At 31.2% G+C, this 17,200-nt stretch carries 16 protein-coding genes; 15 read left to right on the top strand and 1 reads right to left on the bottom strand.

The window, feature by feature from the left end; genetic code table 11:
- Positions 1–13 precede the first annotated feature (13 nt).
- Positions 14–886, bottom strand: a complete 873-nt coding sequence (locus ACVC3Y_RS14730) for an aldo/keto reductase (RefSeq protein WP_452227301.1) — start codon at positions 884–886, stop codon at positions 14–16.
- 160 nt (positions 887–1,046) lie between these two features.
- Between ACVC3Y_RS14730 and ACVC3Y_RS14735 the strand changes: the two genes are divergently transcribed.
- The 15 genes from ACVC3Y_RS14735 (at position 1,047) to ACVC3Y_RS14805 (ending at position 17,186) form a co-directional block, all read left to right on the top strand.
- Positions 1,047–2,048 carry an AAA family ATPase gene (locus ACVC3Y_RS14735; RefSeq protein ID WP_452227555.1) on the top strand — a complete coding sequence of 334 codons (1,002 nt, stop codon included), beginning with the start codon at positions 1,047–1,049 and terminating at the stop codon, positions 2,046–2,048.
- Positions 2,049–2,141: 93 nt separating this feature from the next.
- Positions 2,142–3,008 carry a DUF58 domain-containing protein gene (locus tag ACVC3Y_RS14740; RefSeq protein ID WP_303421206.1) on the top strand — a complete coding sequence of 289 codons (867 nt, stop codon included), beginning with the start codon at positions 2,142–2,144 and terminating at the stop codon, positions 3,006–3,008.
- A 15-nt stretch (positions 3,009–3,023) separates the two neighbouring features.
- Entirely contained in the window at positions 3,024–4,703 is a 1,680-nt protein-coding gene (locus ACVC3Y_RS14745; RefSeq protein WP_452227302.1) for a BatD family protein, read from the top strand.
- A gap of 3 nt (positions 4,704–4,706) precedes the next feature.
- Complete coding sequence (locus ACVC3Y_RS14750; RefSeq protein ID WP_303421201.1) at positions 4,707–5,711, top strand: vWA domain-containing protein; 1,005 nt, start codon at positions 4,707–4,709, stop codon at positions 5,709–5,711.
- A 94-nt stretch (positions 5,712–5,805) separates the two neighbouring features.
- Positions 5,806–6,846 carry a VWA domain-containing protein gene (locus ACVC3Y_RS14755; protein ID WP_303421198.1) on the top strand — a complete coding sequence of 347 codons (1,041 nt, stop codon included), beginning with the start codon at positions 5,806–5,808 and terminating at the stop codon, positions 6,844–6,846.
- 63 nt (positions 6,847–6,909) lie between these two features.
- Positions 6,910–7,776 (top strand): tetratricopeptide repeat protein, encoded by an 867-nt coding sequence (locus ACVC3Y_RS14760; protein ID WP_452227303.1) that lies wholly within the window; start codon positions 6,910–6,912, stop codon positions 7,774–7,776.
- A 127-nt stretch (positions 7,777–7,903) separates the two neighbouring features.
- Positions 7,904–9,673 (top strand): BatD family protein, encoded by a 1,770-nt coding sequence (locus ACVC3Y_RS14765; RefSeq protein ID WP_303421194.1) that lies wholly within the window; start codon positions 7,904–7,906, stop codon positions 9,671–9,673.
- Between the two features lies 1 nt (position 9,674).
- Positions 9,675–10,433, top strand: a complete 759-nt coding sequence (locus ACVC3Y_RS14770) for a tetratricopeptide repeat protein (protein WP_303421192.1) — start codon at positions 9,675–9,677, stop codon at positions 10,431–10,433.
- 62 nt (positions 10,434–10,495) lie between these two features.
- A complete protein-coding gene (locus ACVC3Y_RS14775; protein WP_452227304.1) occupies positions 10,496–10,777 on the top strand; it encodes a hypothetical protein in 282 nt (93 codons plus the stop codon).
- A gap of 91 nt (positions 10,778–10,868) precedes the next feature.
- Complete coding sequence (locus ACVC3Y_RS14780; RefSeq protein WP_452227305.1) at positions 10,869–12,461, top strand: SulP family inorganic anion transporter; 1,593 nt, start codon at positions 10,869–10,871, stop codon at positions 12,459–12,461.
- Positions 12,462–12,467: 6 nt separating this feature from the next.
- Positions 12,468–13,256 (top strand): universal stress protein, encoded by a 789-nt coding sequence (locus tag ACVC3Y_RS14785; protein WP_452227306.1) that lies wholly within the window; start codon positions 12,468–12,470, stop codon positions 13,254–13,256.
- 36 nt (positions 13,257–13,292) lie between these two features.
- A complete protein-coding gene (locus tag ACVC3Y_RS14790) occupies positions 13,293–13,919 on the top strand; it encodes a carbonic anhydrase family protein (RefSeq protein WP_303421185.1) in 627 nt (208 codons plus the stop codon).
- 20 nt (positions 13,920–13,939) lie between these two features.
- Positions 13,940–14,608, top strand: a complete 669-nt coding sequence (locus ACVC3Y_RS14795; protein WP_452227307.1) for a DUF2490 domain-containing protein — start codon at positions 13,940–13,942, stop codon at positions 14,606–14,608.
- 68 nt (positions 14,609–14,676) lie between these two features.
- Positions 14,677–16,539, top strand: a complete 1,863-nt coding sequence (locus tag ACVC3Y_RS14800) for a SulP family inorganic anion transporter (protein WP_303421181.1) — start codon at positions 14,677–14,679, stop codon at positions 16,537–16,539.
- Between the two features lie 20 nt (positions 16,540–16,559).
- The gene (locus ACVC3Y_RS14805) at positions 16,560–17,186 is read left to right on the top strand and encodes a carbonic anhydrase (protein WP_303421179.1); all 627 of its coding nucleotides are present in this window, start codon (positions 16,560–16,562) and stop codon (positions 17,184–17,186) included.
- Positions 17,187–17,200 lie beyond the last annotated feature (14 nt).

Below are 17,200 nucleotides of genomic sequence, written 5' to 3' on the forward strand. Positions count from 1 at the left end.
TCACTATTCACTATTAAGGTACTTTATGACCTTGACAAGCTACTAGAATTTTAAACCAATCTTCTAATTGTAAATCTATATCAATTGCTTTTACAGCGTTTTCAATTCGTTTTTCGTTTGTGGTTCCTATAACAGGGTGGATTTTTGCAGGATGTTTTAAAACCCAAGCAAGTAACAATTGGTCTTCGGTAGCATCATATTTTTCTAATAACAACCCAAGTTGTTTGTGTATTCGACTAGTTTGTTCCGTATCTTCTCTAAAAACAGCACCTAAAGGTGACCATGACATTGGTATAATTCTTTCTAATAGCATTTGGTCTAAAGTCCCATTATGCATTGCTTGGTGTTGTGTTAATGAAAATTCAATTTGATTTACTGAAACTTCGGTATATTTAGAAATTAAGTCCACTTGAGAAGGTGTAAAGTTGGAAACACCAAATGCTTTTACTTTTCCCTGTGCTTTTAATATGGTAATTGCTTCAGTAATTTCGTCAGGATGCATTAAAGGGCTTGGCCTGTGAAGTAATAAAAGGTCTAAATAATTTGTTTTTAAGTTTTTTAAGGATTCTTCCGCAGACCAAATGATGTAATCTTTACTATAATTGTAGTGTTTTACTTCATTATTTCTATTTTCACTTTGATATTGAATACCACATTTAGTGATTAATTGTATTTTTTCACGGTTAATGCTGCTTTCCGCGAAAGCGTTACCAAAAGCAGTTTCGGTAGTATAGCCTCCATAAATATCTGCATGGTCAAAACTGGTTACACCTTGCGATAGACAATGATTTAATAATGTAATCATCTCTTTTTTAGATAGTTGCTTACCCCATGTACCCCAGGTCATGGTTCCTGCAATAATTTTTGAAAATGGTTTTTGTATCATTTTTTTATTTTGAACATTAAAAATAGAAAAGAAAAACTCTTAAACATATATTAAACACTACATTTTTTAACCAATTATTAACAGCAACACATTAAAAATTTTAACAATTTGCACTTCCAAATTAGGAATGTTAAATTCGAGCGTTTAAAAATTAAAAATGATGGAAGACACAAGTACAGTTGATATTAAGTCAATTAATGAGAAAATTGAAAAAGAGAGTGCTTTTGTAGATTTGCTAACTTTAGAAATGAATAAAGTAATTGTTGGTCAAAAAGAAATGGTCGAGCGATTACTCATAGGGTTATTAGGGCAAGGACATATTTTATTAGAGGGAGTTCCAGGTCTAGCTAAAACATTAGCAATAAATACCCTTTCTCAAGCTGTAGACGGAAGCTTTAGTAGAATACAGTTTACTCCAGATTTATTACCTGCAGATGTTACAGGAACCTTAATTTATAACATGAAGGAAAATGACTTCAAAATTAAAAAGGGACCAATATTTGCAAATTTTGTACTAGCAGATGAGATTAACAGAGCTCCAGCAAAAGTACAATCTGCTTTATTAGAAGCAATGCAAGAAAAACAAGTAACTATTGGTGATGAAACTTTTAAGTTAGACAAACCTTTTTTGGTAATGGCTACTATGAATCCCGTGGAACAAGAAGGAACCTATCCTTTACCTGAAGCACAAGTGGATCGTTTTATGCTAAAAACTGTAATAGATTACCCTAAGCAAGCCGAAGAGCAGCTAATTATGCGTGCTAATTTAAAAGGATCTTGGGACAAAGTAAAGCCTGTTGTTTCAATAGCACAGATTTTGAAAGCGCAAGAAGCGGTTCGTGAGGTGTATATGGATGAAAAAATCGAGAAATACATTCTAGATATCATCTTTGCGACGCGTTACCCTGAAAAATATAAATTAGAAGATTTAAAACCATTAATCTCTTTTGGTGCTTCGCCTCGTGGTAGTATAAACCTTGCAACAGCTGCAAAATGTTATGCATTTATTAAACGAAGAGGGTATGTAATACCAGAAGATGTTCGTGCTGTAGTGTATGATGTATTACGTCATAGAATTGGAATTACGTACGAAGCAGAAGCAGAAAATATAACTTCAGAAGATATTATTAGCAAAATTGTAAACGAAATTGAAGTGCCATAGAATAGTTATTAGTAAATCAGTATTCAGTTACTTACTCGAATTCTGAATTTTAATTACTACTAACTGAAGATTGCTCACGGCATACTTATAAAGATGGATACTAAAGAATTACTAAAAAAAGTTCGTAAAATTGAGATTAAGACACGTCGTTTGTCTGATCATATTTTTGGAGGAGAATACCATTCTACCTTTAAAGGTCGTGGTATGACTTTTTCTGAAGTGAGACAGTATCAATATGGAGACGATGTTCGTAATATAGATTGGAATGTTACTGCAAGAACTATTGTGCCACATGTAAAAGTTTTTGAAGAAGAGCGTGAACTAATTATGATGCTTATGGTAGATATTTCAGGATCTGAATTGTTTGGTACAGAAGAACAATTTAAAAATGAAGTAGTAACCGAAATAGCAGCAACATTAGCATTTTCAGCAACACAGAATAATGATAAAATAGGATTAATTTTATTCTCGGATGAGGTAGAACTTTATGTGCCTCCAAAAAAAGGAAGATCGCATGTTTTGCGAATTATTCGTGAGTTAATAGAGTTTAAACCAAAAAGCAAAGGAACAAATATTGCAGAAGCTTTAAAGTTTATGCGAAACGTAATGAAAAAGAAAGCGATTGTTTTTGTGCTTTCTGATTTTATTGCAGACGATTATAAACATACTTTAAAGATAGCAGCAGGAAAACACGATGTCACAGGAATTAGAGTGTTTGATAAACGCGAAGAAGAAATGCCTAATATTGGCATGGTGCAAATGCAGGATGAAGAAACAGGAGAATTACTTTTAGTGAATACACAATCTAAATCTGTACGAAAAAATTACGCTAAATTCTACCAAGAAAAAGTAGCATATTATACAGATAGTTTTGCGAAATCTGGAGCAGGTGCCATAGATTGTAGAGTAGATGAAAGTTATGTGAAAAAGCTTTTAGGTTATTTTAAAAGAAGAGGGTAAAAAGACTAACGATTTATGAATTACGATTTTAGATTTTTGAATGATAAAATAAAGCATACTAGAGTATTAGCTATGTCTTTATTGTTTGTTCTATTCTCTTTCCTTTCTCATGCGCAAGTAACCTCTTCTATAGACTCTACTTCCATAAAAATAGGAGAACAAATTACTTATAAAGTACAAGTAGAAACAGATACAACCAATGTTGTGGTTTTTCCTGAAGGACAATCATTTCTTCCTCTAGAAGTAATAGAGTCCTACGCAATAGACACCACAAAAGAAGACGCAAAATATAAACTAATTAAAAAATATGGATTAACGCAATTTGACTCTGGAGCATTTACAATTCCAAGACAAAAAATTGTAATTGGTACTAAGGTATTTCATACCGATTCTTTACAAGTGGAAGTGAAAAATATTGTGGTAGATACTACACAACAAGGCTTGTATGATATTAAACCAATAATTGAAGTAGATAAAACACCAAGTAAATGGTTTCAATATGTTCTTTTAACTTTATTGGTTTTATCTTTAATAGGTTTCTTATTATACTGGTTTATTTGGCGCAAAAAACCGCTTACCAAAGAAGAGAAAATAGCATTACTTCCACCTTATGATAGAGCAAAACTAGCACTAAAAACCTTAGATGAAAGTAGCTATTTAGAAAATGCCGAATTAAAAGATTACTATTCCGAATTAACTTTTATTATTAGAAAATATCTAGACGAAAAAGTATACGACCGTGCTTTAGAAAGTACCACAGATGAGTTAATAGATCGATTAAACATATTAAAAGATGCAAATCAAATAGATATTAGTAAAGACGATATTAAAAATATTGAAACGATTTTAAAGCGTGCCGATTTAGTAAAATTCGCAAAGTCTGCTCCAGATATTGAGCTTGCAAAACTAGATAGAAATACGATTGATGTAGAAATAGATCAGGTAAAAGAAGCTTTACCAGAACCAACAGAAGAAGAGAAAGCGCTAGATCAAAAATATCAAGAAGAAAAAGAGAGAAAACAAAAACGTAAAAAAACGATAATAACAATATTTGTAGTTGTTGGGTTATGTATAGCAACGTTTATTGGTTTTGGTTTAAAATACGGATTCGGTTATGTAAAAGACACTATTATTGGTCATGAAAGTAAAGAGTTGCTGGAAGGAAATTGGGTAACTAGTGATTATGGTTTTCCTCCTATTACAATCTCTACACCAAAAGTTTTAAAAAGAGCAAACCCACCAATTCCTGAAGAAATAAAAGCCAAACTACAAATGACGGTTTTTAGTTTTGGTAACGTTTCTGAGCCTCTAAGTGTAATCCTTTCTACTTTAAAGCTTAACCAACAAGAAAGTCAGGAAAAAATAGATTTAAATCAGACGTCCGAACAAGCTATTAAGCAACTAGAAAAACAAGGAGTTACTAATATGTTAGTAACTAAAGAAAAGTTTGTTACTCCTAATAATGCAGAAGGATTAAAAACACAAGGAACTGCTAGTCTTCCAGTTGCTAATACAGATAATTTTTATGACGGCGAATATATCTTACTTCATTTTACCGCAGAAAATGTAATACAAGAAATTGCAATTACTTATAGAAAAGGTGATGTGTATGCTAAAGAAATAGCCGATAGAATAATTAATTCTGTAGAACTAGTAAAAGAAGAAAAAGCTAAAAAAGAACAAGAAGAAAAGTAAACCATGTTTGAAGGAATAGAATTTTTAAATAAAGAATTTTTCTGGTTGTTTTTATTACTTCCATTGGCTGTGCTATGGTATATTTTTAAACACAAAAAGCAAACAGCAGAATTAAAAATATCAAGTTTAAAAGGTTTTAAAATAACCAATTCTTGGTTGCCAAAATTTAGACACTTGCTTTTTGTTTTACGTTTAGCAGCACTAGCAGCATTAATAACAGCGTTAGCAAGACCAAGAACAGTAGATGTTTCCACAAAAACAAAAACAACTCGAGGAATAGATATTGTTATGGCAATAGATGTTTCGGCAAGTATGTTAGCAAAAGATTTAAGACCAAACCGTTTAGAAGCCTTAAAAGATGTTGCATCCGAGTTTATTGCAGGACGACCAAATGACAGAATTGGTCTAGTAGAATACGCAGGAGAAAGCTATACAAAAACACCAATTACAAGCGATAAAGCCATTGTGTTACGTTCTTTAAACGAAATAAAATACAATACTATTATTGAAGGAGGAACTGCAATTGGAATGGGATTAGCAACATCTGTAAACCGTTTAAAAGACAGCAAGGCTAAAAGTAAAGTAATAATTTTACTTACAGATGGTGTAAATAACTCAGGTTTTATAGATCCAAAAATTGCTAGCGAATTAGCAGTAGAATATGGTATTAAAGTGTACACCATAGGTTTAGGTACCAACGGTATGGCATTATCTCCTTATGCTGTAAATCCTAATGGTACTTTTCAATACGCAAGAGTGCAAGTAGAAATTGATGAAACGTTACTTAAAGAAATCGCAGATGCTACAGGAGGAAAATACTTTAGAGCAACTAATAATAAGAAGCTTGCCGAAATTTATGACGAAATAAACAAACTAGAAAAAACAGAAATAGAAGAATTTAAGTTTTATAATTACGAAGAAAAATATCGCCCGTTAGTATTATTGGCAGGACTTTTATTAGCAATAGAATTGTTATTGCGTTTCACCATTTTTAGAAGTTTTGTATAGGTTTATAGAATCTTCTGCAAGATTTTAAAAACCTTGTAGATTTTTAAAAATATTAATAATAATTAAAAGATTTCCGCTTTTGCGGAAAGTTAACATGTATCAACTAGAAGAAAAAATATGGTTTTGGGTTTTAGTGATTATTCCAGTAATAATCCTACTCTTTTTATTGCTTCAATTTTGGAAACATAAAGCGCAAAAAAACTTTGCCAATAAAGCAATATTAAAAAAATTAAGCCCAAACCAATCCGTATTTAAAAGTATATTAAAAGTCATTGTATTATGCTTGTCATTTGCATGTTTAGCAATCGCTTTGGTAAATCCAAAAGTTGGAACAAAACTTGAAACGGTAAAACGACAAGGAGTAGATATTGTATTTGCGGTAGATGTTTCTAAAAGTATGTTGGCTGAAGATATTGCGCCAAACAGGTTAGACAAATCGAAACAATTAGTTACCCAAATTATAAATAATCTAGCAAGCGATCGTGTTGGTATAATTGCATACGCAGCAAAAGCATTTCCACAATTACCAATCACCACAGATTATGCAGCAGCCAAAATGTTTTTGCAAAACATGAACACCGATATGCTGTCTTCACAAGGAACAGCTATAAATGGAGCAATACAATTAGCCGAAACCTATTTTGATAACGAAGAGCAAACCAATAGAGTATTAATAATCATTTCAGATGGTGAAGATCATTTTGGTGAATCTGCAATTCGAGCAGCCGAAGAAGCGAAAGAACATGGAATTAGAATTTTCACTATTGGAGTTGGAGATATAAAAGGAGGACCAATACCTATTAAAAGAAATGGTGTTGTTTTAAATTATAAAAAAGACAGACAAGGAGAAACTGTAATAACACGTTTAAACGATGAAAATTTAAAAAGCATTGCAGCTGAGGCAAACGGTGTTTATATTAATGGTAGAAACACCAATGAAGTTGTAGATACCATTAGAGACATTTTAAATAAAATGGATAAAACAGAATTTGAAGCCAAAGAATTTGCCGATTTTAAAGATCAATTCCAATGGTTTTTAGCATTAGCAATATTTTTGTTGTTAGTCGATATCTTTTTATTAGAACGAAAAACAGCATGGTTAAAAAAACTAAACCTATTTAACGAAAACCTTTAAATAATTTTATAAAATCTTTAACTATAAGCAAACCAGTAGTTTTATAATTTAGTAAAAATTAAAATGAAACACTTAGTAATAATCATATTCGCAATTTTTAGCATTTCTTCTTTTGCACAAGACAATGAAAAAGAAGCACAACAATTACTTGCGCAAAATAAAGCAAATGATTTCGTTTATGATGCTAACATATTAGCAGATAATGAAGACTATGTATCTGCGGAAATGGAATATAGAAAAGCGATATCAGAACAACCAAACTATGCTGTGGGTGCCTATAATCTAGGCAACTCATATTACAAAAAAGGAATTTTTGATGAAGCTTTATACAGGTTAAAACAAACTGCTAAATACGCAACAACAAAAGACGAAAAATACAGGGCATTCCATAATATTGGTAATGTTTTAATGGAAGATAAACAATGCAAAGAAGCGGCAGAAGCCTTTAAAAATGCATTGCGAAATAACCCTACAGATAACGAAACCCGATATAATTATGCTTTAGCAAAAGAATGTGCAGAGCAACAACAAGACCAACAAGACCAAGAAGACAAACAAGACGAAAATAAAGAAGATCAAAAAGACCAAGAGCAGGATAAAGAAGATCAAGATAAAGAGCAAGACAAGGAAGATCAAAAAGATCAAGACGACGAAAACAAAGAAAACCCAGAAGACGAAGGAGATCAAGATAAAAAAGAAGGCGAAGATAAGAAAGACGAAGAAGGCGATCCTAAAGATGAAAATGAAGATCAAGGGAAAGAAGGTGAAGATCAGAAAAAAGAACAACCAAAACCACAACCAGGACAATTATCGCCTCAACAAGTTAAAAACTTATTAGAAGCAATGAATGATCAAGAACAAAAAGTACAAGATAAAATGAATGCTCAAAAGGCAAAAGGAGAGCGTGTACAAACCGAAAAAGATTGGTAAAATGTTTGCAACCCAAGCACCTTTTGGTTGCCTTACAGGGTTTTAAAGCCTTGTATTTATAAACAAAAAAATAAAACAAAATCTTTACTTTCCATTAGGGAAAGATGTCCAAAGGACAAAAGAGCTTATGAAAACAATTAAACACATAACCATATTATTCATCGTACTTGTAACAAGTATTGCTTCAGCACAAGTGAAATTTGAAGCAAAAGTTAGTAAGAAGAAACTAGGTGTTAATGAACGTTTGCGTATTGATTTTGAAATGAATGAAGATGGCGATAATTTTAATCCACCAAGCTTTCAAAATTTTAATGTAGTTGCAGGACCAAACCAATCGGTTAGCCATTCATGGGTGAATGGAAAAAAGTCTTTTAATAAAACGTATAGTTACTTTTTAGCACCAAAAAAGCAAGGTAAATTTACAATTAATCAGGCAACAATAGAAATTAAAGGAGAAATCTATAAAACAACACCAATAACTGTGGTTGTTTCTAAAGCAGTAGATAAACCAAACGATCCTAATAATCCTGCAATAGACATAGACGACAATATTCACTTAGTTGCTGAGGTATCTAAAACTAGCCCTTATTTAAACGAAGGTATAACGGTTGTTTATAAATTATACGTTTCACCAAATACAGGAGTAAGTAATTGGAGAGAAACATCAAGCCCCAGATACAACGATTTTTGGTCTCAAAATATAGATATTAAAGGCTTAAAAATATTAAAAGGAACCTATAAAGGAGAAGATTATAGATATGTAGTTTTACGTAAAACAGTACTATATCCACAAAAAACTGGGAAATTAGAAATTGAACCTTTAAGTTTAGACATTACAGTAGATGTACCAACAAATAGACGTAATATTTTTGGTGAGCGTTTAATGACTCAAGCACATAAATCTATTTCTGCAGGAAGTAGAAATATTAACGTAAAACCGTTACCTGAAAATAATAAACCAGCAAACTTTACTGGTGCGGTTGGAGATTTTAATTTTAAAGTCGCAACATCTAAAACCGAATTAAACGCTTCAGAATCCCTACAAGCAACTGTTTCCGTTTCTGGTAATGGTAATTTGAAATTATTCGAATTACCTAAACTAAGCCTTCCAAGTTCCTTAGAGGTTTATGAGCCAGAAAACAAAGACAAAGTAAGAACAAACATTAATGGTATGCAAGGAACTCGTAGTGAGAGCTATACTGTTGTTCCGCAATTTAAAGGAAAATACCCTTTGCCAAGTATTTCCTTTTCTTATTTCGATTTACAAACAGAAAGTTATAAAACACTATCCTCAAGCGAATTGGTTATCGATGTGTTAGAAGGGCCTACAAACAACGAGTCTGCTAATAATGCTATAGCAAATGGTAGCAACAAACAGCCCGTTTTAAGTAACGATCAATTTGCATTCATTAAAACCAACGCTAATTTTGTTTCTATAAAAAAGAAAAATTTCTTTAAAACTACAGGTTTTTGGACAGCTTTATTAGGACCTCTTTTAGCAATACCATTAGCTATTGTATTTAGAAACAAACGCGATGAACGCCTTGCAGATGTAACTGGTAATAAAATTAGAAAAGCAGATAGATTAGCAAAAAGGTATTTAAGCGAAGCAAAACGAGCACTTGGGCAAAAAGAAGCTTTTTATGTGGCTCTAGAAAAAGCATTACATAATTACTTAAAAGCCAAGTTACAAATAGAAACAAGTGATTTTAGTAAAGACAAGATTACAGAAACATTAAATGAAAGAGAAGTAGAAAACACAACGGTTTCCGAATTTGTAAGTATTCTTCAAAACTGTGAGCTAGCACGTTATACGCCAATTACGCAAGTGGAAATGGAACAAGATTATGAAAAAGCATCTCGAACAATTTCTGAAATAGATAAACAAATTCGTTAATATGAAAAAGATAATTTACATACTAACCTGTATACTATCTACAATATCAGTAGCACAAAACAATACGCTTTTTGAAGAAGGAAATGCATTGTATAACGAAGGGAAATTTACGGAAGCAATCACTAAGTACGAATCCATTTTAGACACCAAAAAACATGCTGCGTCCTTATATTTTAATCTTGGTAATGCACATTATAAATTAAATAATATAGCACCAAGTATTTACTATTTTGAAAAAGCATTGCAGCTTTCGCCAAACGATAAAGAAATACAAAACAATATCGCTTTTGCAAGAAATATGACGGTAGATGCAATAGATGTGGTTCCAGAGGTTGGTTTTTCTAAACTTTTTAAAAATCTAACCAATGCGTTTAGTTTTGACGCTTGGGCTTACCTTTCTGTTGCTGCAATGGTATTATTTGTGCTTATGTCTTTATGGTATTATTTTAGTTATTCTACAGGAAGAAAAAGACTGGCTTTTATTGGTAGTTCCAGTTTTTTGTTTTTAAGTTTTATTATGCTGTTTTTTGCATTTCATAAATTCGATATAGACAAAAATAACAATCCAGCAATTGTGTTTTCGCAAGAAGCATTAGTAAAAAGCGAACCAAATTTAAGAAGCGAAGAATCTTTTAGATTACACGAAGGAACTAAAGTTTTAATTCTAGATACTGTAAATAATTGGAAAAAAATTAAACTTACCGATGGTAAAATAGGTTGGATTTCTAATGAAGATATTAAAGCTTTAAGCGAAATTTAAATTTTCCTTAACATTAAAACAATTCTATAGTTATATATTTGCAGCTTCATTTCATTTAAAGGATGCTAAAAAGAAACATTTCTATATTTTTTACTGTATTATTTATGGCAATAATTACTACGCCATCTATAATTATAGCAATGGATAGTTCTATAGATGTGTCTGTTTTTTATAGTCTTTCTGAAGAGGAAGAAAACAATAATTTCCAATTAGTTTTTTCTGAAATTGATAATGAATTCCACCCATTTTGCGATTTATTTAAAAGTAATGATTTAGATTATTTCTTTAAAAACTACGTAAATCCACATAGAAATATTATTTCTCCACCCCCCGATTTTATTTAATATTTTATTCGTTAGACATTTATTGTCCCCAAGAAAATATTAAAAATAACTATTGATAAAATAAAGAATCAATAGTAAAAAATCAGTTTATATGTTTAAAACATTAAAAAACGACTTGCCTGCAAGTGTCGTTGTATTTTTTGTTGCTTTACCTTTATGTTTAGGTATTGCATTAGCAAGTGGAGCACCACTTTTTTCAGGAGTTATAGCAGGAATTATAGGAGGAATTGTAGTAGGAGCTTTAAGTGGTTCTAAAATTGGAGTAAGTGGTCCTGCTGCAGGACTTGCAGCAATTGTATTAACTGCAATAGGTACTTTAGGAGGTTATGAAAACTTTTTAGTAGCTGTTGTTTTAGGAGGTGTTATTCAATTGATTTTTGGCTTTTTAAAAGCCGGAATTATTGGTTATTATTTTCCTTCATCTGTAATTAAAGGAATGCTTACAGGAATTGGTATTATAATTATTTTAAAACAAATACCTCACTTTTTTGGTTATGATGCAGAACCTGAAGGAGCTGATAGTTTTTTAGAAACATCAGGAGAAAACACTTTTTCAGCAATCTGGAATATTTTTGATAACTTGATACTAGGCTCAATGGTAGCTGGATTTATAGCATTAGGTATTCTTTTATTATGGAGTAACGTTTTAGCTAAAAAAGGAAAGTTTTTTCAAATTATTCAAGGACCATTAGTAGCAGTTGTAGTAGGAATTATTTTTTACATATTAACACAATCTAATGAGACATTAGCTATTTCAAAATCACACTTAGTAAGTGTACCTGTTCCAGACGATTTTGATTCTTTTATTGGTCAATTTAGTTTTCCTAACTTTTCTGCAATAACAAACCCAGAAGTCTGGGTTATAGCTTTCACAATTGCTTTAGTGGCAAGTTTAGAAACATTATTATGTGTAGAGGCGTCAGATAAATTAGATCCAAACAAAAACGTAACACCTACAAACAGAGAATTATTAGCGCAAGGTGCAGGAAATATATTATCTGGATTAGTTGGAGGTCTTCCAGTAACTCAAGTAATTGTTAGAAGTTCTGCTAATATTCAATCTGGTGGAAAAAGTAAATTATCGACCATTATTCACGGTTTTTTATTATTAATTTCTGTAGTATTAATACCTACATTACTTAATAAAATTCCTTTATCTGTTTTAGCAGCAATCTTATTAATAGTAGGTTATAAACTAGCAAAACCGTCTTTATTTATGAAGATGTACAAACTAGGTTGGAAACAATCTGTTCCATTTTTTGTAACGGTTATAGGAATTGTATTTACAGACTTATTAGTAGGTATTGGTTTAGGTTTAGCTGTTGGTATTGTTGTTATACTATTAAAAAGTTACCAAAACTCTCACTTTCTTCATATTGAAGATAATAGTAATGGGAAACATAAAATTAAAATGGAGCTTGCTGAAGAAGTAACCTTCTTTAATAAAGGAGCTATTTTAAAAGAACTAGACAGTTTGCCAAGAGATACTTATTTAGAGTTTGATGTTAGAAAAACAAGATATCTAGATTATGATATTATTGAGATTCTTGAAGATTTTGCTTTTAAAGCAAAGGAAAGAAACATCGATATTAAATTAATTTCAAAACGTGGCGTTGTTGAAAATCCACCTAGTTTTATTGAGTTTTTTCAATTAAGACCTAAATCAAATTTAAGTTTAAGTTAGTATACTATGAAAAATAATAAATATAAAATATTAGTACTTTCAGACTTAAAGAAATCGGTTAGTACAACCTTAAAAAGTAGTGTGAGTTTAGCAAAAATGATAGATGCCGAAATAGCATTATTTCATGTTAAAAAACACATTGACATTGTAGATAGAGATAACCAATTTACTGCAATGAGAACTTTAAATGAAGAGCATAATAATACCAAAAAGAATATGGATGCTTTAGTTAATCGTTTTTCTAAAGAGTATAATGTAAACATTAAAAGCAATTATGCCTTCGGAAAAATAAAAGAAGAAATCCAAAAGCAAATAAAATCGTATAATCCAGATATTATAGTTTTAGGGCAACGAGATACAACCCCTTTTAAACTTATTGGAGATAGTATTACGCGATTTATATTAAAAAAATTTAAAGGCATTATTATGATTGCTTCTAACGAAAACGCGTTAGAGCCAAACGAAAAAATGACATTAGGAGTTTTAAACACTTCTAATAAAGTTTTTGAAACAGAGTTTACTAAAGATTTAATTACACATACCAAAACACCGGTAAAATCTTTTAGAATCCTTAATAGTCAAAAAGAACAATCAGATGTTTTAAGTTTAAACGAAGAAAAAATGGTAGAATATGTCTTTGACAAAAATGCCAATTCCATGACTACACTATCTTCCTACCTACTTAAAAACAACATTAATTTATTATGTGTAGATAGAGCTGAAAACGAAACGAAAACACCATTAAAAGAAGTGGTGAATAAGTTAAATGTTTCATTATTAGTTTCCGAAGCATAAATAAATATTATTTTAATAAATAAAAACAAAACACACATGAAAGCACATACAAAAGAAACACAGTCTACAATGACTCCAGATAAGTCATTACAATATTTAAAAGAAGGAAATCAAAGATTTCAAGATAATTTAAAAGCCAATCGTAATCTTTTAGAACAAGTTAACGACACTAGTGAAGGGCAATTTCCATTTGCAACCATTTTAAGCTGTATAGATTCAAGAGTTTCTGCAGAACTTGTTTTCGACCAAGGATTAGGAGATGTTTTTAGTGTACGTATTGCAGGTAACTTTGTAAACGAAGATATTCTAGGAAGCATGGAATTTGCATGTAAACTAGCAGGAACTAAATTAATTGTAGTTTTAGGTCATACGAGTTGTGGTGCAGTAAAAGGAGCATGCGACCATGCAAAAATGGGGAACCTTACGAAACTAATTGAAAAAATTGATCCAGCAGTTAAAGCGGTTACAGAACCTAAAGATGAAAGCTTAAGAAATTCTAAAAATTTAGCATTTGTAGATGAAGTATCTAAGAAAAATGTAGAATTAACTATCGATAGAATACACGCCGAAAGTCCAATACTTACAGAAATGGAAAAAAACGGTGAAATTAAAATCGTTGGAGCAATGTATGATATTAATACTGGTGCAGTAAACTTTTATTAATAAAACCAGTAAAGGCTTTTATGAAAAAGAAAACTTTTATGGCAACACTAATATTTGTATTGGTGTTGCCTTTTGTTGCTTCAAGTCAAGAGAGTAATTTAGGGAATTGGTTAATTTATATTGGAAACAAAAAATTAAACAATACATGGAATATTCATCACGAAGTGCAATATAGAAATTATGATGCTATAGGTGATTTAGAACAACTATTACTAAGAACTGGTTTAGGATATACTTTTAACGAAAGTAAGAATAACATCCTTTTAGGATATGGTTATATTTTATCTGAAAACTATATTGGAGAAACCGACGAAAAAGTCACTGTGAATGAACATCGAATTTTTCAACAGTTTACATCTAAACAAAATATAGGAAAGCTAAAATTAAACCATCGTTATCGTTTCGAACAACGTTTTGTTGAAGACGATTTTAAAATGAGAGTCCGATACTTTTTAGGATTTAATTATCCGCTTCAAAATAAAGAAGAAGGTAAAAATCCTTTATACCTCTCCGCTTATAATGAAGTCTTTCTTAATACAGAATCAGATGTTTTCGATAGAAATCGAGTATATGGTGGTTTAGGATATAAGTTTTCTGAAAACTTAAAATTAGAATTAGGTTATATGAATCAGTTTTTTGAAAACTCAGGACGTGACCAAATAAATTTAATAGCATTTGTTAACTTCTAATATAAATTCCTTTTAAAGTCAGTAGAAAAAAGGTATTTTGTAGAACAAACAAACTAAAACTATTAAATATGAAAAATTTATTTTCAAACATTAAAGGCGATGCTTTTGGTGGTATTACTGCAGGTATTGTAGCTTTACCTTTAGCACTAGCTTTTGGTGTTTCTTCAGGATTAGGGCCAGAAGCTGGTCTATATGGAGCAATTTTTATTAGTTTTTTTGCTGCACTTTTTGGTGGTACATCTACACAAATCTCTGGACCTACAGCACCTATGACAGCCGTTAGTATGGTTATTATTGCTGGAATTGTAGCCGCAAATGATGGTAGTGTAGAAAAAGCACTACCTGCAATTTTAACCGTATTCTTATTAGCAGGAGTCATGCAAATAGGTCTTGGTTTTTTAGGTTTAGGTAAGTACATAAGATATATACCATATCCAGTTGTTTCTGGATTTATGACAGCTATTGGAGTTATTATTTTGCTAACGCAAATTTTACCATCCATTGGTTACTACCCAAAAGAAGACACAGCATTTGTAGAACAATTTAAACCGCAAGCAGAAGAAGTTATTCTAGAAAACATTTTAAAAGATGAAGCTGGAGAAGGTATTTTAGTTCTGGAAGATTTTAAAGAAACAATAGATCGTGCACACCAAATTACTCCAGAACAGATTTTAAACGAATCGCAAACACTAGCAGCTAAAGAAGCTTCTGGAACTGTTGGAGCAATTAAAGTTTTACCAAGAGCTTTAAAAAACATTAATTGGTTAGAACTTATTTTGGCTTTAGGAACCATACTTATTATTTATGGTTTTAAACGAATAACAACGGCAATACCTAGTACATTGGTAGCCTTAATTGTAATGTCTGGAATCGCTTACGGCTTTAATTTAGGCTACAGACCTATTTCAGAAATACCAGGAGGTATTCCAATTCCAAGACTAGAAATGTTTACTAGTTTTAATTTAGGTAGTATTACACCTTATATTTTTACAGCGCTTACTTTATCTCTTTTAGGCGCAATTGATTCTTTGTTAACAAGTGTCGTTGCAGATAATATGACAAAAACCAAACACAAACCTAATAAAGAACTAATAGGTCAAGGTATTGGTAATAGTATTGCTGCTTTATTTGGAGGTATACCTGGAGCAGGTGCTACTATTAGAACTGTTGTAAATATTAATGCTGGTGGTAAAACAAAATTATCTGGTATGATTGCTGGTATTATGTTATTACTCATTATGTTAGTTTTAGCTCCAGTAGCATCTAAAATCCCTGCAGCAGTATTAGCTGGTATTTTAATAACAGTTGGTATTGGTGTTATGGATTATAAAGGACTTAAAGCAATACCAAGCTTACCAAGAGATATTAAGTTTGGTCCAATAAAATTAAGTTCAGAAGTTTTAATTATGCTTATTGTATTATTACTTTCTACTTTTTGGGATTTAATTTATGCTGTTGGAATAGGACTTGTAATCGCATCTTTAATGTTTATGAAAAAAATTGGAGATTTAACTGCAGAACGTTCGGATGTAAAATCTTTAAAAGAAGAATCATGGGCAGATGAAAGTGGTTTTCCTGAAAACCTAAAAGAAGAAGTGTTTATTAAACACATTAAAGGCCCTTTGTTTTTTGGTTCTACTAGCGATTTTCAAGCATTAACAGAGCAAATTCCTGAAACAGCAAAAACTGTTATTCTACGTTTAGGCCGTATGCAATATATGGATCAATCTGGTTTATATGCTATGGAAGATATGCTTCTAGATCTAAAAAAGAAAGATGTTGAAGTACTCTTTGTTGGACTTTTAAAACAACCAAGATATATGATGGAACGTATTGATATCATCCCAGATTTTATTCCCAATGAACATATTTTTAATAATTTTAAGTCTTGTACCAAATGGATTAAAGAAAATATAAAAGATGAATATTAATATATTCTAAAAAATATGTTATGAACTTAAAAAAAGTATTTGAAAATAATAAGGATTGGATTAAATACAAGCTTCAAGAAGATAGCAAATACTTTGATAAGTTAGGCGAAGGGCAAAACCCAGAATTGTTATTTATTGGTTGTAGTGACAGTAGAGTTACCGCCGAAGAATTAATGGGATTAGGCCCTGGAGATGTTTTTGTACACCGTAACATTGCTAATATGGTAATTGGTACCGATTTAAACGCGATGTCTGTAGTAGAATATGCCGTAGCACATTTAAAAGTAAATCATGTTGTTGTTTGTGGACATTACGGTTGTGGAGGAGTAAAAGCTGCTATGCAATCTGAAGATTTAGGTTTGTTAAATCCTTGGTTGCGAAATATTCGTGACGTATATCGTATTCATAACGAAGAATTAAATGTTATTGAAAATGAAGAGAAAAAGTATGAACGTTTAGTAGAATTAAATGTACAAGAGCAATGTGTAAATCTTATTAAAACTGCAGCTGTTCAAAAAGCAGCTCGCGGAAGAGGTTTAGTGGTACATGGTTGGGTATTTGATATTCACACAGGAAAACTGATCGATTTAAAAATAGATTTTGAAAGTATCTTAAATGATATTAGAGAAATCTATCATTTAGATTAATTATAAGCATAACT

The organism is Lacinutrix cladophorae (assembly GCF_053604645.1).